The organism is Selenomonas sp. oral taxon 138 str. F0429, from assembly GCF_000318175.2.
Taxonomy (GTDB): Bacteria; Bacillota; Negativicutes; order Selenomonadales; family Selenomonadaceae; genus Centipeda; species Centipeda timonae.
The window spans coordinates 77,199-100,028 of record NZ_KB290952.1 but is presented as its reverse complement, the minus strand read 5'-3'; the positions used below and the strand labels follow the sequence as shown (position 1 = coordinate 100,028).

22 protein-coding genes are annotated in these 22,830 nt (G+C 57.8%); 21 read left to right on the top strand and 1 reads right to left on the bottom strand.

Annotated elements, in window-relative coordinates; all coding sequences use genetic code 11:
* The first annotated feature begins 15 nt into the window (after nt 1-15).
* From HMPREF9163_RS10440 to HMPREF9163_RS10390, 11 genes are all read left to right on the top strand, one after another.
* The gene (locus HMPREF9163_RS10440; RefSeq protein ID WP_009441759.1) at nt 16-933 is read left to right on the top strand and encodes a ComEC/Rec2 family competence protein; all 918 of its coding nucleotides are present in this window, start codon (nt 16-18) and stop codon (nt 931-933) included.
* Entirely contained in the window at nt 930-1,130 is a 201-nt protein-coding gene (locus HMPREF9163_RS10435) for a DUF3006 domain-containing protein (protein WP_009441757.1), read from the top strand. Before HMPREF9163_RS10440 ends, HMPREF9163_RS10435 begins: the two co-directional genes overlap by 4 nt.
* Before the next feature lie 13 nt (nt 1,131-1,143).
* On the top strand, nt 1,144-2,232 hold the full coding sequence (locus tag HMPREF9163_RS10430) for an N-acetylmuramoyl-L-alanine amidase (RefSeq protein WP_037347047.1): 1,089 nt from the start codon (nt 1,144-1,146) through the stop codon (nt 2,230-2,232).
* Nucleotides 2,232-2,810 carry a GerMN domain-containing protein gene (locus HMPREF9163_RS10425; protein ID WP_009441755.1) on the top strand — a complete coding sequence of 193 codons (579 nt, stop codon included), beginning with the start codon at nt 2,232-2,234 and terminating at the stop codon, nt 2,808-2,810. Before HMPREF9163_RS10430 ends, HMPREF9163_RS10425 begins: the two co-directional genes overlap by 1 nt.
* A gap of 139 nt (nt 2,811-2,949) precedes the next feature.
* On the top strand, nt 2,950-4,239 hold the full coding sequence (tig, locus tag HMPREF9163_RS10420) for a trigger factor (protein WP_009441753.1): 1,290 nt from the start codon (nt 2,950-2,952) through the stop codon (nt 4,237-4,239).
* A 24-nt stretch (nt 4,240-4,263) separates the two neighbouring features.
* Nucleotides 4,264-4,875: an ATP-dependent Clp endopeptidase proteolytic subunit ClpP gene (gene clpP / locus HMPREF9163_RS10415; protein ID WP_037347045.1), complete on the top strand. Its 612-nt coding sequence runs from the start codon at nt 4,264-4,266 to the stop codon at nt 4,873-4,875.
* Between the two features lie 14 nt (nt 4,876-4,889).
* Complete coding sequence (gene clpX, locus HMPREF9163_RS10410) at nt 4,890-6,155, top strand: ATP-dependent Clp protease ATP-binding subunit ClpX (protein WP_009441751.1); 1,266 nt, start codon at nt 4,890-4,892, stop codon at nt 6,153-6,155.
* A gap of 70 nt (nt 6,156-6,225) precedes the next feature.
* The gene (gene lon, locus HMPREF9163_RS10405) at nt 6,226-8,541 is read left to right on the top strand and encodes an endopeptidase La (protein WP_037347041.1); all 2,316 of its coding nucleotides are present in this window, start codon (nt 6,226-6,228) and stop codon (nt 8,539-8,541) included.
* Nucleotides 8,542-8,555: 14 nt separating this feature from the next.
* Complete coding sequence (gene yihA / locus HMPREF9163_RS10400; protein WP_037347039.1) at nt 8,556-9,179, top strand: ribosome biogenesis GTP-binding protein YihA/YsxC; 624 nt, start codon at nt 8,556-8,558, stop codon at nt 9,177-9,179.
* Between the two features lie 139 nt (nt 9,180-9,318).
* Nucleotides 9,319-9,777, top strand: a complete 459-nt coding sequence (locus tag HMPREF9163_RS10395) for an AsnC family transcriptional regulator (RefSeq protein WP_009441748.1) — start codon at nt 9,319-9,321, stop codon at nt 9,775-9,777.
* A 21-nt stretch (nt 9,778-9,798) separates the two neighbouring features.
* Nucleotides 9,799-10,287 carry an AsnC family transcriptional regulator gene (locus HMPREF9163_RS10390; RefSeq protein ID WP_009441747.1) on the top strand — a complete coding sequence of 163 codons (489 nt, stop codon included), beginning with the start codon at nt 9,799-9,801 and terminating at the stop codon, nt 10,285-10,287.
* Between the two features lie 58 nt (nt 10,288-10,345).
* On the opposite strand, the gene HMPREF9163_RS10385 is transcribed toward HMPREF9163_RS10390, so the two are convergent.
* The gene (locus HMPREF9163_RS10385) at nt 10,346-11,506 is read right to left on the bottom strand and encodes an FprA family A-type flavoprotein (RefSeq protein WP_037347036.1); all 1,161 of its coding nucleotides are present in this window, start codon (nt 11,504-11,506) and stop codon (nt 10,346-10,348) included.
* Nucleotides 11,507-11,754: 248 nt separating this feature from the next.
* On the opposite strand from HMPREF9163_RS10385, the gene HMPREF9163_RS10380 reads away from it, so the two are divergent.
* From HMPREF9163_RS10380 to HMPREF9163_RS10335, 10 genes are all read left to right on the top strand, one after another.
* Nucleotides 11,755-12,294: a 3'-5' exonuclease gene (locus HMPREF9163_RS10380; protein WP_009441745.1), complete on the top strand. Its 540-nt coding sequence runs from the start codon at nt 11,755-11,757 to the stop codon at nt 12,292-12,294.
* 30 nt (nt 12,295-12,324) lie between these two features.
* On the top strand, nt 12,325-12,606 hold the full coding sequence (locus HMPREF9163_RS10375; RefSeq protein ID WP_037347033.1) for a hypothetical protein: 282 nt from the start codon (nt 12,325-12,327) through the stop codon (nt 12,604-12,606).
* A 71-nt stretch (nt 12,607-12,677) separates the two neighbouring features.
* Nucleotides 12,678-13,559, top strand: coding sequence for a glycine--tRNA ligase subunit alpha (gene glyQ, locus HMPREF9163_RS10370; protein WP_009441743.1), 882 nt, complete (start codon nt 12,678-12,680; stop codon nt 13,557-13,559).
* Nucleotides 13,556-15,607, top strand: a complete 2,052-nt coding sequence (gene glyS / locus HMPREF9163_RS10365) for a glycine--tRNA ligase subunit beta (protein ID WP_009441742.1) — start codon at nt 13,556-13,558, stop codon at nt 15,605-15,607. The genes glyQ and glyS overlap by 4 nt, the downstream gene beginning before the upstream one ends.
* 186 nt (nt 15,608-15,793) lie before the next feature.
* Nucleotides 15,794-16,483 (top strand): energy transducer TonB, encoded by a 690-nt coding sequence (locus HMPREF9163_RS10360; protein WP_037347030.1) that lies wholly within the window; start codon nt 15,794-15,796, stop codon nt 16,481-16,483.
* A gap of 46 nt (nt 16,484-16,529) precedes the next feature.
* Nucleotides 16,530-18,743, top strand: coding sequence for a TonB-dependent siderophore receptor (locus HMPREF9163_RS10355; protein WP_009441740.1), 2,214 nt, complete (start codon nt 16,530-16,532; stop codon nt 18,741-18,743).
* A gap of 66 nt (nt 18,744-18,809) precedes the next feature.
* Nucleotides 18,810-19,838 (top strand): iron ABC transporter permease, encoded by a 1,029-nt coding sequence (locus HMPREF9163_RS10350; protein ID WP_009441739.1) that lies wholly within the window; start codon nt 18,810-18,812, stop codon nt 19,836-19,838.
* Complete coding sequence (locus HMPREF9163_RS10345; RefSeq protein ID WP_009441738.1) at nt 19,835-20,839, top strand: iron ABC transporter permease; 1,005 nt, start codon at nt 19,835-19,837, stop codon at nt 20,837-20,839. Before HMPREF9163_RS10350 ends, HMPREF9163_RS10345 begins: the two co-directional genes overlap by 4 nt.
* Nucleotides 20,840-20,859: 20 nt before the next feature.
* On the top strand, nt 20,860-21,660 hold the full coding sequence (locus HMPREF9163_RS10340) for an ABC transporter ATP-binding protein (protein ID WP_037347029.1): 801 nt from the start codon (nt 20,860-20,862) through the stop codon (nt 21,658-21,660).
* Nucleotides 21,657-22,769: an ABC transporter substrate-binding protein gene (locus tag HMPREF9163_RS10335; protein WP_009441736.1), complete on the top strand. Its 1,113-nt coding sequence runs from the start codon at nt 21,657-21,659 to the stop codon at nt 22,767-22,769. Before HMPREF9163_RS10340 ends, HMPREF9163_RS10335 begins: the two co-directional genes overlap by 4 nt.
* Nucleotides 22,770-22,830: the final 61 nt, after the last annotated feature.

The window sequence follows — 22,830 nt, the reverse complement described above, 5'->3', positions numbered from 1 at the left end:
GAGGAAGAAGCTGCCGTGAATATCAGACAGTGGGCGACATCCGCCCTTGCCGTACTCGTATTCTTCTGTGCGCCGCTTCTTGGCGGCTGCACGGTATCGTTCGACTCCGACACGGCTGCGCATCACGCCTCCGATGGCATGATCACGGTCAAGGTGCTGAACATCGGTCAGGGGGACTCCATCCTCATACAGACATCTGAAAAGACTGTCCTCGTGGATACGAGCGATGTGGACGAGCGCGACAAGCTGCGCGCCGAGCTGAAAAAGGCGGATGTGAAGAAGATCGACACGATCATCCTGACGCATCCGCACGCCGACCATATCGGCGGCATGGATGTCCTGCTTGATGAGTACCCCGTCGGCATGGTCTATGACAACGGTATGCCTTCGACATCGAAGCTCTTCCTCGGCTATGTCAAAAAGCTCAAGGAAAAGAATATTGAGCGCAAGGGGCTGGTCGCGGGTGACCGCGTCGATCTCGGGGGCGGTGCCGTATTCGAGGTGCTAGGACCCTCAGCGGAGCTCGTGAAGGAAGGGAGTGTCAAGGGCTACAAGCACGATCCGAACAATGAGTCCGTGGTCGGACGGCTCGTCTACGCCAATTTTTCCATGATGCTGACGGGCGATGCGGAGAAGAAGGAGGAGCAGGCGATCCTTTCCGCAGGCAGCCCCGTGCAGAGCACGATCCTGAAATCGGGGCATCACGGCAGCAAGACCTCCTCCTCGGCGGACTTTCTGCGCGCCGTCAAGCCCGAGGCCGCGCTCATCTCCTGCGGCGTGAACAACGACTACGGGCATCCGCACAAGGAGACGATGAAAAAATATCACGCGCTGGACATTCCCATCTATGTGACAGCTGAGAATGGGACGATCACGGTGCGCAGCGACGGAAAGACCTATGATATTTCCGTGGAAAAGGGGGAGAAACAATGATTTCCGCCTATCTTGATCGCTTTGAGGGGAAGTACGCCGTGCTGCTGCTCGGCGATCCGATGGAAAAAGTGAATTTCCCCAAAAATTTTCTTCCTGCGGACATCTCCGAGGGAGATTATCTGACGATTGCGATGGAGCGCGATGCGGCCGCCACGGAGGCGGCTGAGGCTGAGGCGCTGGAACTGATGAAAGAGTGAATTGGAGGTGTTATTGGCATTGATACGGTGGAATGTACCTGTAAGGACGCTGCTCATAGTGGCAGCGCTTTTTGTCTGTTTTTGCAGCATTTTCACGGGGACGGGCGAGGCAAAGGGCAAGATGCACCGTCTCATGAGCATGGAGACGCAGGAGATGGAGATCGACGGGCGCGCAGCTATGCGCGTTCAGATCGGCGTGAACCGCACAGATCTCTCCTATGCACTCTCGTCGAGCCCTCATAATGATCACGAACTCGTCCTCGAGCTTGAGGATGTGAAGCTCGATAAGAAATTCCCGCAGGAATACGCGCCTACAGGCGCGATTGCGGAGCAGATTTCGGTCACGCCGGAGGGCAAGCGCCATGCCGCCCTTCGCATCAAGGCGGGCGTATCCCTCCTCCATGAGGATGCCTACCGCATCTATACCCTGCCGGGCGACGCGCACGGAAAGACGAAGGAATATCTCGTCATCGACATCTTTTCCGATGGCGGGATTGTGCAGGAGCAAATTGATCTGCACGGGCATACCCTCGTCCTCGACCCGGGACACGGAGGCAGTGACTCGGGGGCGATCGGTTACTCGGGGCTGCGTGAAAAGGATGTGACACTTGCCGTTTCACTGCGCACGGAGCAGCTTCTGCGCGGTGCAGGAGCCGAGGTCATCATGACGCGCACGGAGGATGTGGACGTTGCCCATGCAGGCAGCTCGGCATCACGGGAACTGCAGGCACGCGTAGATGTGAGTCTCGCGCATCCGTCCGCAGAACTCTTTCTCTCCGTGCATTGCAACTCGTTTACAAATCCCGATGCACACGGCATGGAGACCTACTACTATCCGAAGACGGATGCAGATGAACGTCTCGCGGGGCTGCTCAACGAGGAGCTTGCGGCGGCGGGCGGACTCTACAACCGCGGCGTTAAATACGCGAAATTCTACGTGCTGCGGCATACCGAGATTCCAGCATCTCTCGTAGAGCTCGGCTTTCTCTCCAACCCGGATGAGGAGGAACAGCTCGCGGATGGGAACTATCAGGAGAAGATGGCGCAGGCGCTCTTTCATGCCATTGCACGATATTTTAATGAGAGAGGAGAAGAAAAGTGATGTTGATGCGATGCAAAACGATGACATACACACTCGCTTCGCTTGCCTGTGCAGCCTTGATCGCCCTCGGGGCGGGATGCGCGGATGAGCAGAAGGCGCAGAACGACAGCCCTGCGCAGACGGAGCAGACGAAAGATAAGGAGACACCTGCGGCAGCGGTGCCAAAGGAAGTCAAGGTGAACGTCTACTATGCGCGCAGTGACGGGACGGGTCTGGTTGCTGTCAGCCGTACGGTGAACACGGAGAAGGATGACAAGTACACAGCGGCGCTGAAGTCACTCCTCACGGGCACAAAGGAGAAGGGGCAGACCAACGTCATCCCGAAGAAGGCAAAGCTGCGCAGCGTCACGGTGAAGGACGGCGTTGCTGCGGTGGACTTCTCCAAGGAGATGCAGGCGAACTTCAGCGGTGGCTCGACAGGAGAAGAGATGCTCATCGGCTCGATTGTGAACACGCTCACGGATTTCCCCGAGGTGCAGAAGGTTCAGATCCTCATCGACGGGGCGCCCGTGGAGACGCTCTCGGGGCATATGGATCTCTCTGAGCCTCTCCCGCGCATGACGGAGCTATTGAAATAAGTTATCTTGTCATTTTGGCGTTTTTGTGATACCATACAGATAGAATCGCGGACGTTGCGCTCTTTGCGTGTCCGCATATCGGGAAGCACCGAGAAATGCGGCGTTTCCATAGGAAAAAAGCAGGAGGTTGTTTCATACAATGAAGGTTACGGCAGAGCATGGTGAGAACCGCGAGGTCACTCTGACGATTGAAGTTGAGCAAGCGAAGCTGGAGAAGGCGACGGACGGCGCGGCAAAGCGCATCTCGGGGCGCATTAACATCCCCGGATTCCGCAAGGGCAAGGCACCGCGCAAGATCGTCGAGAATTTTGTCGGCAAGGATGCAATCCTGCAGGAGGCATTCGAGGGCGTTGCACAGCAGGCGTTTGAGGATGCACTGACGGAGCAGGACATGGAGCCTGTGACGCGTCCCGAGATCGACATCGTGACCCTCGAGGAGGGCAAGAATGTCGTCTTTACGGCGAAGTTCACGCAGCGTCCCGAGGTCACGCTCGGTGACTACAAGGGGCTGACGGTGGAGAAGCCGGAAGTCACCGTGTCCGACGAGGACATCGACCGTCAGATCGAGGGCATGCGCCAGCATCAGGGCACACTCGTGGATGCACCGGCAGACGCCGAGGTCAAGAAGGATGACTTTGTGACGCTCGACTTCGAGGGCTTCGTCGACGGCGAGGCGTTCGAGGGCGGCAAGGGCGAGGACTACCCGTTGCAAATCGGCTCGGGCAGCTTCATCCCGGGCTTTGAGGATCAGCTCATCGGCGCGAAGATTGGCGAGGAGCGTGAGGTGAACGTCACATTCCCCGAGGAGTATCACGCAGAGAACCTCAAGGGCAAGCCTGCGATGTTCAAGTGCACAATCCGCAGCATCAAGTCGCGTGAGCTGCCGGAGCTGAACGATGAGTTCGCGAAGAAGGCGAGCAAGTTTGAGACGCTTGCAGAACTGCGTGAGGACATCCGCAAGAACCTCCAGGCGGGCGCAGAGCGTCAGGCAGAGACAGAGCGCCGCACAAAGGCAATCGACATGGCGACGGACAACTGCACGATGGAGATCCCACCCGTCATGGTCGAGAACCGCATCACAGCGATGATTCAGGAGATGGCGATGCGTCTCGAGCAGCAGGGAATGAGCCTCGAGCAGTATCTCCAGTACGCGGGCCTCGATATGGCGCGCATCCGCGACGAGTATCGCGAGACGGCGGAGAAGAACGTCCGCACGGACCTCATGTTGGAGGAGGTCGCAAAGGCTGAGGGGATCCAGGTCGAGGGAAGGGATCTCGATCAGGAGGTCTATGCGATGGCGCTGTCCTACGGTGCAACGCCCAAGCAGGTTCAGAAGATCATCAAGGAGCAGGGGCGTGTCAGTGACCTTGCTGCGACCGTGCTGCGCAAGAAGACGGCGCAGTTCATCGTGGACAATATCACGGCATAAGGGATCCCCCGTGGGGAGGAACGTATGAGTTATTATGTACCAATGGTGGTGGAGAACTCGAGCCGCGGAGAGCGAGCCTATGATATTTACTCCCGGCTACTCAAGGAACGCATCATCTTTCTTGGTGGACCGATTGACGACAGTGTGGCAAACGTCGTTGTGGCGCAGCTGCTCTTCCTCGAGTCCGAGGATCCCGACAAGGACATCCACCTCTACATCAACAGCCCGGGCGGCGTTGTGACGGCAGGTCTTGCTATCTACGACACGATGCAGTACATCAAGCCCGATGTCTCTACAATCTGCATTGGACAGGCGGCGAGCATGGGCTCCATCCTGCTGACGGCGGGCGCTGCGGGGAAACGCTACGCGCTGCCGCACGCGCGCATCATGATCCATCAGCCGCTCGGCGGAGCGCAGGGACAGTCGACCGATATTCAGATTCAGGCAAAGGAGATTCTGCGCCTGCGTGAGGTTGGCAACAACATCCTTGCACGGCACACGGGGCAGGATCCGGAGAAGATTAATGTCGATACGGAGCGTGACAACTTCATGTCGGCGGAGGAAGCCAAGGCATACGGCCTGATTGACGAGGTAGTTACACGTCCGAAGGCGGCACCCGCAGAGAATAAAGGCTGAGGGGGTGTGACGCGATGAAATTTGGAGAGGAAGACAAGGGGCAGCTCAAATGCTCGTTCTGTGGCAAGACGCAGGAGCAGGTGCGCAAGCTCGTAGCAGGTCCCGGTGTCTATATCTGCGATGAATGTATCGAGCTCTGCAATGAGATCATTGCAGAAGAGTTCAGCGAAGACGCTGAGGTCGGACTCAAGGATGTTCCGAAACCGAAGGAAATCCGCCACATTCTCGATCAATACGTCATCGGGCAGGACGAGGCGAAGAAGTCCCTGTCCGTTGCGGTCTACAACCACTACAAACGCATCAATGTCGGGCAGGGGAAAAGCGAGGATGTCGAACTGCGCAAGTCCAACATCCTCATGCTCGGCCCCACGGGCAGCGGCAAGACCCTGCTCGCCCAGACACTCGCGCGCATCCTGAACGTCCCGTTCGCAATTGCGGACGCAACCTCGCTCACAGAGGCGGGCTACGTCGGCGAAGATGTCGAGAACATCCTGCTGAAACTGATTCAGGCGGCAGACTACGACATCGAAAAGGCGCAGCGCGGCATCATCTACATCGACGAGATCGACAAGATTGCGCGCAAGTCGGAGAACCCCTCCATCACGCGTGATGTCTCGGGCGAAGGCGTCCAGCAGGCGCTGCTCAAGATCCTTGAGGGAACGACGGCATCCGTGCCGCCGCAGGGCGGGCGCAAGCATCCGCAGCAGGAGCTGCTGCAGATTGATACGACGAATATTCTCTTCATCTGCGGGGGCGCATTCGACGGGATCGAGGAGATCATTGAATCGCGTCTCGGCAAGAAGCAGATGGGCTTTGGCGCGGAGGTGCGCTCGAAGAAGCGCATCTCCGTCGGCGAATCCCTCAGCAAGGTCATTCCCGAGGATCTGATGAAGAACGGTCTGATCCCCGAGTTCATTGGTCGTCTGCCCGTTGTTGTGACGCTGAACTCGCTCGACGAAGACGCGCTTGTACGCATCCTGACTGAGCCAAAGAATGCGCTCGTCAAGCAGTTCCAGAAGCTCTTGGAGCTCGACGGCGTGCGTCTCACATTCGAGGACGATGCGCTGCATCTCATTGCAAAGGAAGCGCTCACGCACAAGACGGGCGCGCGCGGGCTGCGCTCAATCATTGAGGGCATCATGCGCAATGTCATGTACGAGGTGCCTTCGATCCAGGGCGTGACGGCATGTCAGGTCACGAAGGAGGTCATTGCCAACCACAGTGATCCCATCCTGACGATCGACGGTGCCGGGACGGCGAAGATGGCAGCCGCCAATTAACACGACTTTACACGAAAGGAGCCTGCACTGCGGCGCTCCTTTTTTCATTATATAGATGGAAGGAAATACGATGTCCGAGAAAGAAACACTTCCGCTGCTCCCGCTGCGCGGTCTTGTCCTCTATCCGCATATGATGGTCAACCTCGATGTCGGGCGCGATCGCTCGGTCGCAGCGATTGAATCGGCGATTGCGGGCGACAGCCGCATCCTTGTCGTCTCGCAGCGCGATCCGGAGTGCGATGATCCGACCGCATCTGACCTCTATGAGGTCGGGGCTGTTGCCGAGATCCGACAGTTCCTGCGCATGCCCGAGGGCATCCTGCGCATCCTCGTCGATGGGCAGAAGCGCGCCGAGATTCTTGCCATCCGCGAGGGCGAGACCTATGCAGAGGCAGACGTGCGCGTGATCGACGAGCCGGAGGATGGGGAGCAGACGAAGGATATGGAGGCTCTCGTCCACGGTGTCACGAGCAAGTTCGAGGAGTGGGTGAAGCTCTCGCACAAGATTCCGCCCGAGGCACTCGTCTCGATTTCCATCATGGAGGATATGGGGCGGCTTGCGGACATCATTGCAAGTCATCTGAGCCTAAAGCACGATGTGCGGCAGGAAATCCTTGCCGCGATTGACGTACGTGCGCGCCTTGAACGCCTCTATCAGGCACTCATGCACGAGCTTGACATCATGGGCATCGAGAGCGAGATCAACCGCCGCGTGCGCAAGCAGATGGACAAGGTGCAGCGCGACTTCTACCTGCGTGAGCAGATCAAGGCGATCCGCAAGGAGCTTGGCGACGATGAGGACAAAGCGGCTGAGGTGGATCGCTATCGCGAGGCACTTGCGTCGAAGGAGTTTCCCGATGCTGTGCGTGAGGCAATCGAGCGCGAGATTCACCGCCTCGACATGAGCCCGTCGATGAGCGCCGAGGTGGGCGTTATCCGCAACTATCTGGATGTGCTTGTAGAGTTGCCGTGGTCGGAGATGACCGAGGAGCACGTCGACATGACGGAGGCTGCGGAGATCTTGGAGCACGATCACTACGGACTCGAAAAGATCAAGGAGCGCATCCTCGACTACCTCGCCGTTCGGCGGCTTGCGCCCGAGCAGAATGCACCGATCCTCTGCCTCGTCGGTGCGCCCGGCGTCGGCAAGACCTCGCTTGGTGCGTCGATTGCGCGCGCGATGGGGCGCAAATTCATCCGCATCTCGCTCGGCGGCATTCGCGACGAGGCGGAGATTCGCGGACACAGGCGCACCTACGTCGGTGCAATGCCGGGGCGCATCCTTGATGGCATTCGCCGCGCGGGTACGCGCAACCCCGTCTTTCTTCTGGATGAGGTTGACAAGATTGCGATGGACTTCCACGGTGATCCCTCGGCGGCGCTCCTCGAGGTGCTCGATCCCGCACAAAACTGCACATTCAGCGACCACTTTGTCGAGCTGCCGTTTGACCTCTCGCGCGTCTTCTGGATTGTGACGGCGAACAATCCCTCCAAGATTCCCGCGCCCCTGCGCGACCGCATGGAGATTCTCAATCTCTCGAGCTATACTGAACTCGAAAAGATCGAGATTGCGCGGCGTCACCTCCTGCCGCGTCAGCGTACACAGAACGGACTCAAGGCGAAGGATATCCGCATCAGCGCGGGTATCTGGGCGGAGATCATCCGCTCCTATACACGGGAGGCGGGCGTGCGTGAGCTCGAGCGCGTCATCGGGCAGATCTGCCGCAAGGCGGCGCGCAGGATTGTCGCCGATGAGAAGCCGCCGATCGCCGTGACGAAGGCGAATCTCACGGACTTCCTCGAGCGTCCGAAGTACCATGCCGCAAAGCAGGAGAAGAAGCCGCTGGTCGGCGTTGTGACGGGACTTGCATGGACGGAGGTCGGCGGCGATGTCCTGCGCACGGAGGTCAACATCCTGCGCGGCAAGGGCAAGCTCATCCTCACGGGACAGCTCGGCGATGTCATGCAGGAATCGGCGCAGGCAGCACTCTCCTATGTGCGCAGCCGTGCGGATGCGCTCCATCTCGCCGAGGACTTCTATGAGAAGGACGACATCCACATCCACCTGCCCGAGGGCGCGATCCCGAAGGACGGTCCGTCCGCCGGCATCACGATGGCGACGGCGATGATCTCGGCACTCACGGGGCGCAAGGTGCGCTCTGATGTCGCCATGACGGGGGAGATCACACTGCGCGGGAACGTCCTGCCCATCGGCGGACTGAAGGAAAAGACCCTCGCTGCGTATCGCGAGGGAGTCAAGACCATCGTCCTGCCGCAGGAGAACGAGTGCGACATCGAGGACATCCCCGATGCCGTACGCTCCTCCCTCGAGTTCGTTCCCGTGGCGCATATGGACGAGGTGCTGCGGGTCGCCCTCTATAATTAACGTGGAGGTGTGTTTTGACCGAACATGTTGTGATTACGAAGGCGACCTACCTCGCCTCCGCCGTGCGGTGCGATCAGTACCCTGAGGAGCGCCGTCCCGCCGTTGCTTTTATTGGACGCTCTAACGTCGGGAAATCCTCCCTCATCAACTCGCTGACACGCATCCGTCAGCTCGCGCGCGTTTCCTCGAAGCCGGGTAAGACGCAGACCATCAACTTCTATGAGCTGCTTTTGCGGATCGATGGGGGAGAGGAGCGGCACCCCGTTCACCTCGTCGATCTACCGGGCTATGGCTATGCAAAGGTTGGGCGCGAGAGCCGCAAGACATGGGCGAAGTTCATCGAGGAGTATTTCCTTCATGCCGAGGAGCTGCGCTTTGTCTGCCTCCTGCTCGACATCCGGCACACGCCGATGGAGTCCGACTGCCGTATGTTTTCGTGGCTTGTGGAGCATGACATCCCCGTGCTCGTCATTGCAACAAAGGCGGACAAGATTGGGAAGAATGCACGCAATGCACAGATTGCAGCGATTCAAAAAAAACTCGGCGTGCCCGAGCTGACCATTCTCCCCTATGCCTCGCCAAAAAATGAAGGGCGTTCAGATTTACTTGACGTGATGGCGGAATATCTGGTAGAATAGGCACAGAAAGAAATGAATTCGGTTCATATTTTGTGCCCCAAGCACGGACGCTTGCTGCGTGCGTGCCAAGCCCCTGAGCAAGGCGGAAATCTGCGGGTGCAGAAGTGTTCCGCGCTGTGTATTATGGGGGTTGTTTGTGATGACTGCGCTTACGGATTTTGACAAACGGCTGCTGAACCTCGTGCAGGGAAACCTGCCCGTGTGTTCGCGGCCGTTTGCGCGTTTGGGTGAAATGCTTGAGACGACGGAGGAGCATGTGCTCAGCCGTCTGGATGATCTGAAACGCGAGGGGTATCTGCGCCGCATTGGCACGTTTTTCAACTCCGAGCAGCTTGGCTATCACGGCACGCTGATTGCCCTGCGCGTTGCGGAGGAGCACATCGCCGATGTCGCGGCAGCGATCAATCGCTATGTGGGGGCGACGCACAACTATGAGCGTGAGGGGAAATACAACCTCTGGTTTACCCTCCTGACACCGTCGCGTCATGCGGAGGAGAAGATACTCGCCGATGTCACCGCCCTGCCGGGTGTGGAGCGTCTGATGAGTCTCAAGTCGAATAAACGCTATAAGATCAACGTACAGTTCAAGCTGAACTGAGCGGATAGGGAAGGTCAATCTATGATAGAAGAAATAGAGCTCAGCGAACTCGATCGCAAGATCGTCCGTCTCCTGCAAGGGGAGTTCCCGCTTGTTGCAGAGCCGTACAAGGTGCTCGCTGCAGAGATCGGCATTACCGAGGAACAGCTTCTTGCCCGCATTGCCGCCATGCGCGAGGAGAAGAAGATCCGCAAGATAGGGGCTGTCCTGCGCCATCGCGAGGTGGGCTTTACCGCGAACTGCCTCTGCGTCTGGAATGTGCCCGATGAACGCGTGGATGAGGTTGCGCGGCGCATGGCGGAGCATCCGCGTGTCTCGCATTGCTATGACCGCAACCGCGAAGCAGACTGGCAGTATAACCTCTACACGATGATCCACGGCTACAGCCGTGAGGAATGTGAGGCGATCGCCGCAGAGCTTGCCGACGCCACGGGCATCGACGACCGCCGTATGCTCTACACCAAGAAAGAGTGGAAGAAAACATCGATGAAGTACTTTATAGAGGAATAAGAGCTTTTTACATGAAAAACCCGAAGGACTTTTGAATCCTTCGGGTTTTCTATGCTGTTTAGAGTGCCAAAATCTGGTCGCGCAGTCCTGCCAGCTGTTCGGCAGAGGGAACGTAGAGCATACGCACCTTGTCCATGACGATCTCGCAGCCGCCCGCCTTGAGTTCATCCTCGATCTGCTGGATGCTCTGCCCGCCCCAGCCGTACGAGCCAAATGCAAACGCTTTGCGTCCCTTTGGAGCAAGACCCTTCATGTAGCAGAGGAAGCCGGCAATGGTGGGCAGCATCTCATTGTTGAGCGTCGGAGAACCGACGGCGAGATACTTGCTCGTGAGCACATCCGTCATGATGTCGGCGTGTGTGTTCTTTTGGATGTCGTAGTAGCCGACAGAGAAGCCCTTGTCAATGAATGCCTCAGCAATGGTATGCGCCATCATTTCGGTGGAGTGCCACATCGTGTCATAGACGATGACGGCGCGATCCTCGGTCTCGCCAAGCGACCACTTGTTATAGAGGTCGATGATCTCGGGGATGTGGGAACGCCATATGACGCCGTGACCCGTCGCAATCATCTCGATATCGAGACCGTGGACTGCCTTGAGGGCCGTCTGTGCCTGCTTCGCATACAGGAAGAGAATGTTTGCGTAGTATTTCTTTGCCTCTTCGATGACAATCGAGAGATCGTTGTCATCGTCATAGCGTTTGCCAGAGGCGAGATGCTGACCGAACGCATCATTCGAGAAGAGGATCTTTTCCTCGGGGCAGTACGTCACCATGCTGTCCGGCCAGTGGAGCATCGGTGTCGGGACGAATGCGAGTGCACGCTTGCCGATCGAGAGCGTGTCGCCCGCCTTCACGGTCTCATAGGGCATCTCCCCGTAGTAGGCGCGCAGCCCCTTCAGTCCGTTCGGTGCACTCGTGACGACCTTCGCATTCGGTGCGAGGCGTGAGACGAGCGGCACGCCGTACGAGTGATCCGGCTCGACGTGGTTCGAGATGATGTAGTCGATCTGCGAGGGATCGATGACGGAGGAAATGCGTGAGAGCATCTCTTCCTCGAAGCCATGCTTGACGGTGTCGATCAGCGTGATCTTATCGTCAATGATGAGATAGGCGTTGTAGGTCGAGCCGCGCTGCGTGTCGTAGCCGTGAAAGCTGCGCATCGACCAGTCGATCGCTCCGACCCAGTAGATGTCATCCCGGATTTTGATGGCGTTCATGAATGGCTCCTTTCGGTGATAAATCATTTATACAACTTATAGTTTCTTCTTATAAATAAGAATTATATTTATAGAAGTATTCTAGCCTAATTCCAAATCTTTTGCAACAGGAATTTCAGCGTATTTTTCCGCGCAAAGCGGGCGGAATATGGGGGCTTTCTTGACAGATGATTTTGCATACGGTATAATATTTATGACGAAAGCCGCACAAAAACTGGGAGAAAACGACTAGAAAAGGAAGGACCTTCATGCTAGAAAAAATTCTGGTCTTTGACACCGAGACGACAGGTTTTCGCAGTGCCGATGAAGTATTGACGCTTGCTGTGGTAAACGGCAATGGGATGACTGTGGTGGACGGGATGTATGCGCCCGCACGCAAGAGTGCATGGCCGGACGCAGAGAAGATCAATCGGATCTCACCCGCAATGGTGGCGGACTGCACGCCAATCCTTTCGCAGCAGGCAGTGCTTGAGCAGATGTTCAACGATCCTGAGACGCTGCTTGTCGGATACAACATCGAGTTCGACATCCGACTTTTGGCGCAGTCAGGGATTCGCATTACAAATCCGAACCGACACGATGTCATGCTTGCGTTTTCGGAGTTCCGCAAGGTGCCGGATGCACGGCGCGGCGGCTACCGCTGGTGGAAGCTGACGGAGTGTGCGGACTACTACCGCTATGACTGGGGGACAACAGAGGCGCATGGTGCGCTTGCCGATACGCTTGCGACACTCTATTGCTACCGGAAGATGAAAGAGCCGGTATATGAGGAACAGAGTTTGTTTTAACACAGAACAAGGAGAGGAGGAGACGCTATTATGCCAAAGAGTTCCTATGGAAATACGAACCCGAGTCCGGCAGAATCGATACGGGAACGTAAAAAAAGGGAGATGGAACGGGGGCTTGAACGCGTGCGGAAAAAGCGCGCCTCCTATCAGCGTAAGATCATCGGGACAGCGCTTGTTTTCTTCATCATTCTCATCATTCTGTGTGCGCTTATGCCCAGTGATGATGCGGCAAACTATGACGGTAAGTGGAACAAGGATGTGAACTCGCGCCAGTTGCGCATTATGCAGAGTTTGCAGGATAATTTTAAGTAGGTGCTTGCTATTTTCTAAAAACCGCGTATTCTATAGTAGGAACGCGGTTTTTTATTGGAGGAGTTGTTTGCATGAAATTCCAGGAGGTCATCCTCGCATTGCAGGAGTTCTGGTCGGGACAGGGCTGCATCCTCGCACAGCCTTACGACGTGGAGAAGGGCGCGGGTACGATGAGCCCGTGGACGTTCCTGCGCGTCCTCGGTCCCGAGCCGTGGAACGTCGCCTATGTGGAGCCGTCGCGCAGACCTGCAGACGGTCGCTATGGCGACAATCCGAACCGTCTCTATCAGCACCATCAGTTTCAGGTCATCATGAAGCCCTCGCCGGACAACATTCAGGAGCTCTATCTCGAGAGCCTTGCGCGCCTCGGCATCCGCGCGGAGGAGCACGATATCCGCTTCGTCGAGGACAACTGGGAGTCGCCGACGCTCGGTGCGTGGGGACTCGGCTGGGAGGTCTGGCTCGACGGCATGGAGATCACGCAGTTCACGTACTTCCAGCAGGTCGGCAGTCACGACGTGAAGCCCGTCTCCGTTGAGATCACCTATGGCCTCGAGCGTCTTGCCATGTATATTCAGGGCGTGGAGAACGTCTATGACATTGCGTGGACGGACGATGTGACCTATGGCGATGTCTTCCATCAGAATGAGTTTGAGCAGTCCACCTATGCGTTTGACCTCTCGGATGAGGCGCTGCTCTTTGATCTCTTTGACAAATACGAGGCGGAGGCGGTGCGCGTCATCGGTGCGGGGCACGTGCATCCCGCGCACGACTATGTGCTGAAATGCTCGCATACGTTCAATCTGCTCGATGCGCGCGGAGCGATCAGCGTCTCGCAGCGGACGGCGTTCATCGGGCGCGTCCGCAAGCTCGCGCGGCTCTGTGCGGAGGCGTATCTCGCCCAGCGTGAGGCGCTCGGCTATCCGATGCTGAAGAAGGAGGGGACGGTATGAGTAAGGATCTGCTGCTCGAGATCGGGACGGAGGAAGTCCCGGCACATGTCATGCCCAACCTTCTCACCGATCTGAAACGGCTCGCGGGCGACCTTCTCGCAGAGCATCGTCTTGCCTATGAGAGCCTGCGGACGATCGGCACGCCGCGTCGCAGCGCGCTCCTCGTGACGGGGCTTGCAGAGCGTCAGGAGGATGTCAGTACGGAGACGCGCGGCCCCTCGGTCGCCATTGCCTTTGATGCGGAGGGGAATCCGACGAAGGCGGGCGCGGGCTTTGCGCGCGGGCAGGGGATCGAGCCGTCGGCACTCATTCAGCGGGATGGCTATGTCTATGCCTCTGTGTACGAAAAGGGGGCGGAGACGGCGCAGCTGCTCGCGGAACTTCTGCCTGAGCTCATCCGTGCGATCCCTCTGCCGAACAGTATGCGTTGGGGCGATCTGGACTTCCGCTTTATCCGCCCGATTCGTTGGATTGTCGCGCTCTACGGGACAGAGGTCGTGCCCTTTACACTCGCAAATGTGACGAGCGGGAACAAGTCGCGCGGACACCGCACGCTTGCACCTGCGGACTTTGTGATCGCTTCGCCCGCCGACTATGAGGCGGCATGTGAGAAGGCGTACATCATCGTTGATCCCGAGCGTCGCCGCGCGATGATCTGTGAGCAGATTGCGGAGACGGCAAAGGCGTGCGGCGGTACGGCAGAGATCACACCCGATCTCCTCGAGGAGGTACTCTACCTCGTCGAGTACCCGACAGCGCTCAGCGGCGCGTTCGAGGAGAAATACCTCGCACTGCCTGCAGAGACCGTCATCACGCCCATGCGTGACCATCAGCGCTATTTCCCTGTCAAGGCGGCGGACGGCAGCCTCCTGCCTGTATTCATCACGGTGCGGAATGGTGGCAGAGAGCATCTGGATGTCGTCGCGCACGGAACCGAGCGCGTCCTGCGGGCACGCCTTGCGGATGCACAGTTCTTCTTTGACGAGGATCGCAAGAAGCCGCTTGCAGAGCACCGTGAGAAGCTCAAAACCGTGGTGTTCCAGCAGGGGCTCGGCTCGATGTACGAAAAGACGGAGCGTCTGATGGGGTTGGTCACGGCGATTGTCGAGGATCTTGCACCGGATGATGCGGCATACGAGACGATGGCGGAAGACGCACGCCGTGCGGCAGAGCTGTCGAAGGCAGATCTCGTGACGGGCATGGTGACGGAGTTCACGGAGCTGCAGGGCATTATGGGGCGTGAGTACGCACTACTTGACGGCGAGAAGCCGGAGGTTGCGCGTGCCATCGACGAGCAGTATATGCCGCGCTTTGCGGGCGACGAACTCCCGCAGTCGGCACTCGGCTTTGCGCTCAGTGTAGCCGACAAGATCGACAACATTGTCGGTACGTTCAGCCGCGGCAAGATTCCGACGGGCTCGCAGGATCCCTTTGCCCTGCGCCGTCAGGCGCTTGGGCTTGTGCTCATGCTCATTGAGCACGAGAGCAGCCTCTTGCTCTCCGATCTCGTCGATGAGGCATCTGATCTCTACGATCTCGATGCATCTCTGTGTCAGAAAATGCAGGTCTATGTCGCAGACTTTATCCGTCTCCGCCTCAAGAATGTGCTCACAGAGCGCGGCGTACGCTACGATGTGCAGGAGGCGGTGCTTGCAGACGTGGACTTTGTCGCGGACGTGCCCGTGCGCGCAGCCTATGTGGAGCGTCTGCTTGCATCGGACGGTGCGGACGCGCTCGTGCAGTCCTTTGTCCGCGTCGGCAATATCGCGCGCATGACAGAGACGGGCGTGGTCGATGCGGCACTCTTTGCAGCAGACGAGGAGGGAGCGCTTCTCTCGGCATATGAGAACGCAGTCGCAGCGCGCGACGATGGTACGGATACGATGGCGGCCGAGCAGTCGCTTGCAAAGGCAATCGATGCGTTCTTCGATGCGGTCATGGTCATGGACAAGGATGAGCGCATCAAGTTGAACCGTCTGCGTCTCCTTAAGGCGATTGACAACTACCTGCTTGAGACGGCAGACTACAGCAAGATCGTACTGAACTGACAATTATACGCTGAAACAAAAAGCAATGGTGGAGTTGCTGCACGGTTTCAATTTTGAATCTCGTGCAGCAGCCCACCATTTTTCTTTTTCCCTCTGGTAAAAACGCCGTCTTTATGGTATTATGTGCAAGTTATAAAATGATATGTGTTATCATTATGGGGAGCCTATGCTTATGGGGGTGAAAAATTGGATGTAACAATGAGGGAAAAGTACCTGTCGTGGGGGGCGTCGTTCGGGATTCATTTCTGTATCATCGCGGTGGCAGCAGCAATGGGGCTTTTCTCGATGGCGACGGAGCCGGAGAAGCGCCCGATTGACGTTGAGATCTACGATGCGTCTGCGCCGGAGAGTGCACCCGAGCCTGCGGCAGAGGCAGCTGCGCCGATGCCGAGCATCGACGATATCCCGCTTGAGCCGCCGAAGAAGGAGCAGCCGCAAGAGCAGCAGGAGCAGCCGAAGGATACGCCGAAGACTGCAGCGACGAATTCGAGCACTGCACCGAGTACCTCTGAGGGAAAGAGTGAGAAACAGGGTGCTGCACCCTCGGAGAATACCGGTGCCGGCTCCGGTGAGGGAACGGGACGTGACGCAACGGCAGCGCAGCGACCGAGCGTCCCGCCGAAGCTCCTCTCGGGCGCTGCGCCCGCCTATCCGAAGGAGCTCGAGCGCAAGGGTATCACGGGGACGGTCGGGCTTGCCATCGTGGTCGGGGCAAACGGCGGTGTACAGAGCGTTGATGTTACAAGCTCCTCGGGGCACGCAGAGCTCGATCAGGCGGCGATTACGGCGGCGTATACCTACAGCTTTGAACCGGCACGCAACATCTACGATGAGCCGGTCGCGTGCCGCGTAAACCGTTCGTTCTCGTTCTCATAAGAGAACACAAAGGATTTTGGATGTGGAACTACATGGAGGTTTTTAAGTGAAGTACGAATCGAAGAAGTTGAAGAGCCGTATCGGGATCGCTCTCACAGCTGCGGCTGTCACAGCACTGCCGATGACGGCATTTGCGGCGGAGGATGCGGCGATGGACTCCTACGATCTCGACACCGTCGAGGTCGTAGGGCAGCGTCCCGTCTCGCAGCCCGTGGAGACGGTGGAAGAACCTGCGGAGGAAACGCCGAACGTCTATGCGGGCGGTCAGGTGTCCAATACGGTGACGCTCGGTGCACTCGGAGAGAAGAAGGCTCTCGATGTGCCGTTCAACATCGTTGGTTATACCGAGGAGCAGATCAAGAATACACAGGTATCTTTGCTTGCTGACCTTCTTGCAAATGATCCGTCGGTCAGCAATCAGACTCTCTCGGGCGTGTCGAGTGCGTGGAATGTGCGCGGTTTCAAGGCACAGCATCAGGATGTCCAGCTCAATGGCCTCTACGGCATTGCACCGCGGTTTTACGGCGGTACGGAGTCGCTTGAGCGCGTTGATGTGCTCAAGGGACCCGCTGTCCTGCTTTCGGGCATTGCGCCGAACGGATCGCTCGGCGGTGTGGTGAACTATACGACGAAGCGTGCGGGCAAAGAGCCGTTGAATCGCCTCGCATTGTCCTATGGTGACGGCGGTATCTTCACGCAGCAGATTGACATCGGGCGTCGTACGACGGATGGCAAGGCGGGGGTGCGCGTCACTGTACTCAACCGCAACGGCGATTCGTCCTTTGATGAGCACAACCGCACGAATTCGCTTGCCATCGGCGCGGACTATCAGGGAGATCGCTATCGTATCGGCTTTGACTACGGTCTAGTCTACAACAAGGTTGAGGATCAACAGTATCAGGTGACGGTTGGCAATAATAAACCAGCAGGAGCGGCACTGCGCACGGCATGGGGCTCCATGCCGCGCGTTTCGCATGATACCAAGTTCGGTGCGTACGGTGGCTATCGCACGCTCCATGAGCATTACGGTATGGTTTCGGGTGAATATGACTTTTCAAAGAACTGGATGGGCTTTTTGAAGTTCGGTATGCGTACGACGAAGATGGAGTCGATTGACAACAACTTTCTAGTGAACCGAGCAGACGGAAGAACGGGTGTAACATATAACTATAAAAATCAGCTGAATAAGGCGGACTCTGTCGAGTTTGGCGTGCGCGGCAAAGTACAGACGGGATCACTCAAGCATGAGCTGACATTTGCGGCAAACCGCATCCACTATACGCGCTATATGCACAACCGCAAGCTTGGTACCGGAACGACAAACTTCTGGAATATCAATCTGCAAATACCGAATAATCCATACAGCTGGTCACAGCCGAAGAGTGATGAGAACACACTGACGGGCTTCTCTGTGGCGGACATCATCTCCACGCAGGATGAGCGCTGGCAGTTCGTCGTAGGCGGTCGTCAGCAGCAGGTAAAGATCGACAACTACAACATTGCGACAGGACGTGTGAAGCAGAGTTATGACGAATCCGTCTTTACTCCCGCCTTTGCACTTGTCTACAAACCGAAGACGAATATGTCGGTTTACGCGAACTATATGCAGGGACTTGATGCGGGCGATGCTGTCGTTACGGATACGGATGCAGCGAACTATGGGACGGCATTTGCTCCGTTCAAGACGAAGCAGTATGAATTTGGCGTGAAGTATGATTTCGGGCGTTGGGCAACGACTCTTTCGTTCTTTAATATCGAATCGCCAACTCTGATCGAAGATGCGGCGACGAAAATCTACTCTCCGAGTGGTGAAGTGCGTCACCGCGGACTTGAGTGGAACTTCTTCGGCGAACCCGTGAAAGGGACGCGCCTCCTTGGCGGTCTGATGCTCCTCGATGCGAAGTATACGAAATCCGAGGGCGGAGCTTATGACGGCAATCGTGTCCCTGCCACCTCGCGCTGGAGTGGAGTGCTCGGTCTGGAGCATGATCTGAAGTCCGTGCCGGGGCTGACCTTTACCACGCGTTTGACCTACAATAGCAGTGCCTATATCAACGAGGCAAATGATTTCAGTGTCAAGCCGTGGACAACATGGGATCTCGGGGCACGCTATAAATTTAATGCGGGCAGCACTTCAATGACGGTGCGTATGGATGTCTACAATGTGACGAACCGCAACTACTGGCGTGCGCTCATCAATAACGGCGTATTCCTTGGTAAGGAGCGCACCTTTATGCTCTCCGTAACCGCAGATTTCTAAGATATTGTTTGTTTCTACCGGCTCGCGCTTTGGCGGCGTGAGCCGTTTTTTCGTAAGGGGGGTACTATGGAAGGAAATACTGCTGCTGCGGCGGAGCCGCGCTCTGTCCTGCCGCAGGCAGCACTCTCTCTTGTCCTCTGCATCACGCTCGCGGGGGCGTGTCTGCTCTCCCTCTGGGTCGGGGCGCAGGACATCAGCATCGCGACGATTATGCAGTCGTTCACGTCCTACAATGCGGCGAACGTGCAGGAGATGATTGTGCAGACGCTGCGCTTTCCGCGCCTTCTGGCAGCGCTCACCTGCGGGGCGAGCTTTGCCGTTGCGGGGGCGATCATGCAGGGGGTGACGAACAACCCGATGGCAAGCCCTTCAATTCTGGGCATCAACGCCGGAGCGGGGTTCGGGCTTGCCGTTGCAATGATTTTATTCCCGCAGGGCAGTCTCGGACTGTCGCTTGTCTTTTCATTCGCAGGTGCGGCGATTGCGACGCTTGCCATCTTTCTGCTCGCGCAGACGAAGGGTGCGGGACGCGGCGCGGTGTTCCTCGCGCTCGCGGGTACGGCGATCGGAGCGGTGTTCGGTGCTGTGACACAGGCGATGACCGTCTATTTCGAGGTGGCGCAGGATATGTCCTACTGGACGGCGGGCGGCATCAGCGGCGTACGCATGGAACAGTCGCTCTTTATCCTGCCGTGGACGATTCTGGGGCTTCTCATGGCGATGGGGATTGCGCGCTCTGTGACGCTGCTCGCGTTCGGCGAGGAGGTCGCCATTGGGCTTGGGAGCAAGATTCAGCGCATCCGCATCCTCGCGGGGATCACGGTGCTGATCCTTGGCGGCTCGGCGGTTGCGGTCGCGGGTCCTGTCGGCTTTGTCGGTCTTGTGACACCGCATATCGCACGCAGGATCGTCGGCATCGACTACCGCAAGGTCATCCCGCTCTCGGCGATTCTCGGAGCACTCCTCGTGGTCGTCGCGGACATCGTCTCGCGCACGATTCATCCGCCGTATGAAACACCGCTTGGCGCAGTGACGGCGCTCGTCGGCGTGCCGTTCTTCCTCTGGCTGATCCGCCGAAAGAGAGGTGTGCGATGAATGTTCTGCAAAAGCGTTTCTACCTATACAGCGCGGTATTTATCGTATTGATTGCCGTCATGTTCGTCCTGCATCTCGGGACGGGCTTTGCAGATCTTTCCTATGTGGATCTTGCGCGCATCCTGCTTGGCGGCGGAACGGCAGAGGAAAACATGACCGTGTTTGACTTCCGCATGGTGCGCTCCGTGCTTGCCCTGCTCATCGGTGCGGGACTGGCTCTGGCGGGTCTTATCTTTCAAACGATCTCACGCAATGAGCTTGCGAGTCCCGGCCTTCTCGGCGTAAATGCGGGGGCGGGCTTTGGCGTTCTGCTGCTCATCTACTTCTCGGATACGGCAAACACATCGCTCTGGCTGCAGCCGCTCGTCGCGACAACCGGAGCGGCTCTGGCGGCGGTCTTCATCTACCGCATGAGCTACGAGAAGGGGAAGAACCTCTCGACCTATACGCTCGTCCTGATGGGCATCTCGCTCACCGCGGGCATCCATGCAATCGAGATGATGCTGATTGTGCGGCTCAGTCAAGAGAAGTTCAGTCAGGTCAATACGTGGATTATCGGCAGCATCTTCGGCGGAACGTGGGAGCACGTCGCTCTGCTGCTTCCGATCATCCTTCTCCTCGCCGCGTTCTTCTATCTGCGGCAGACGGATCTGGACGTGCTCGCGCTCTCGGATGAGACGGCAATCGGGCTCGGCGTGCCGCTGAACCGCGCGCGCTTCCTCTATCTGATGGCGGCGGTCGCACTTGCGGCATCCTGCGTTGCCATTGGTGGGAGCATCGGATTCGTGGGGCTGCTCTGTCCGCACATCGCGCGGCGCCTCGTCGGTGTGCAGCATGCTCGCAGCATCCCTCTGACTGTGCTCATTGGTGCGCTGCTCGTTGTGTCGGCGGACTGGGTGGGGCGCGTTATCATCGCACCCGATGAGATGCTGCTCGGCATCGTCATCGCGCTCATCGGTGCGCCGTATTTCCTGTTTGTACTCGCGCGTGCAAAGGCGTGATCCTCGGAGGTGAAACAGCTATGAAATTAACGATAGAACATCTGAAGGCAGGCTACGATAGTGTCGTCATCATCGACGACCTGAGCCTTGCGATCCCCGAGGGGAAGATCACGGCCCTCATCGGTGCGAACGGCTGCGGCAAGTCCACCCTGCTCAAGACCATATGTCGCATCCAGCCGCGCCTCGGCGGGCGCGTGCTCCTCGATGGCGCGGATGTGCACGAGGCAGACCCGCGCGCGCTTGCGAAGTCGATTGCCATTCTGCCGCAGAACCCGACGGCACCCGAGGGGCTGACCGTGCGCGAACTCGTATCGTACGGACGCGCACCATACAAGACCTCGTTTTTCTCGCGCACGACGGCGAAGGATCGCGAGATGATCGACTGGGCACTCACGGAGACGAACATGATGGAGTTCCAGCACCGTCCGATCGGTGCGATGTCCGGCGGACAGCGCCAGCGTGCGTGGATTGCGATGGCGATTGCGCAGGATACCGAAATCCTCTTTCTCGATGAGCCCACGAGCTTTCTTGATGTGGCACATCAAATGGAGGTACTGCGTCTCGTACAGCATCTCAACGAGGCGTACGGCAAGACGATCATCATGGTGCTCCACGAGCTGAATCAGGCAGCGCGATTCTCGCACTGTCTTGTAGGAATGTGCCGCGGACAGCTGCTCTACTGCGGCACGCCCGAGGAGGTCTTTCATAAGGAGATGCTGCACCGCGTGTTCCACATCGATGCGGAGCTGATGAGCGATCCACGCACAGGAAAGCCCATGTGTATTCCGTACTGCGTGAACGAATCGGAGCACTCGGCATGAGGGGCGGGAAGGGGATCGCCGTCCTGCTTGCTCTGTCTGTGCTTGTCGGTGCTGTCGGCTGCGGACAACAAACGGACATTCGTGCGCCGAAGTCCGAAAAAGCACAGGAGGCAGTGGCAAAGGCACGGCGATTCGACCCTGCCGTATTGCGTGCCGATACGCCCGAGGCAATCGATGCGGAGTTTGCCGCGCGTCTTGCGGACAAGCGCAAGGCGGCGGAGAAGCTCTATCGCGAGGAAGATGGAAAGCGCATTCTGAAGCATAAGTTCGGCGAGACGGAATTGCCCGATGCGCCCGTGCGTATTGTCTGTATTCGCATGGAGGATCCCATGCTCGCACTCGATGCACCGATGGTTGCAGCGTACGATTTTCCGCAGTACTACCTGCATGATCGGCTTGCGGCACGCGGCATCATGCGCATCAGCATCAACGACGAGAACAAGACGATCAACCTGGAGCAGGTGCAGGCGGCAAAGCCCGACCTCATCGTCATGCGCGACAGCTTCGGCAAGGGCGTTTATCAGGATCTCGCGAAGATCGCACCCGTCGCTGCCTTTGACCTCCGCGACTACGAGCGGTCGCTCCTCGCGCTCTCAATGGTTCTCCGGCGTCCTGCGGATGGGGAGGCGCGTCTGCAGCAGTTCTATGATACGGCAAAGCGCGACCGCATGCGGATCAAGGGAAAAATAGGGGATGCGACGGTTGCCCTCCTGCGCATCATGAATAAGGAGGTGCGCCTCTATCCCTACGCGACGAACGACATCAACCGATTCATGTACGAGCTGCTGAACCTACGTCCGCCGCAGATGGTGGTGGACATCGACGGGAACGATGCGAACAACGCGATCTCGCTTGAACTGCTGCCCAAACTCGACACGGACTATCTGCTCATCAATGCGGGGTTTGGACCGAGCAGCCGGCAGAACAGTGCCATCGCACGCAAGCGGTTCGAGACGATGCAGCGCGATCCGCTCTGGCAGAGCGTGCCGGCAGTGCGCACGGGGCGTATGGATGTGGTGGATGCGATGATCTGGAACGCGCACGGCATCATCTCAAAAGAGATGGCGATGGATGCGCTTGCCGACTGGATGGAGGAGCATGGGCAATGATGCAGGGGGGTAAATAGGTTTGAATTAAAGGAATCGCTGATAAAATGAAGTCCGTCAGATT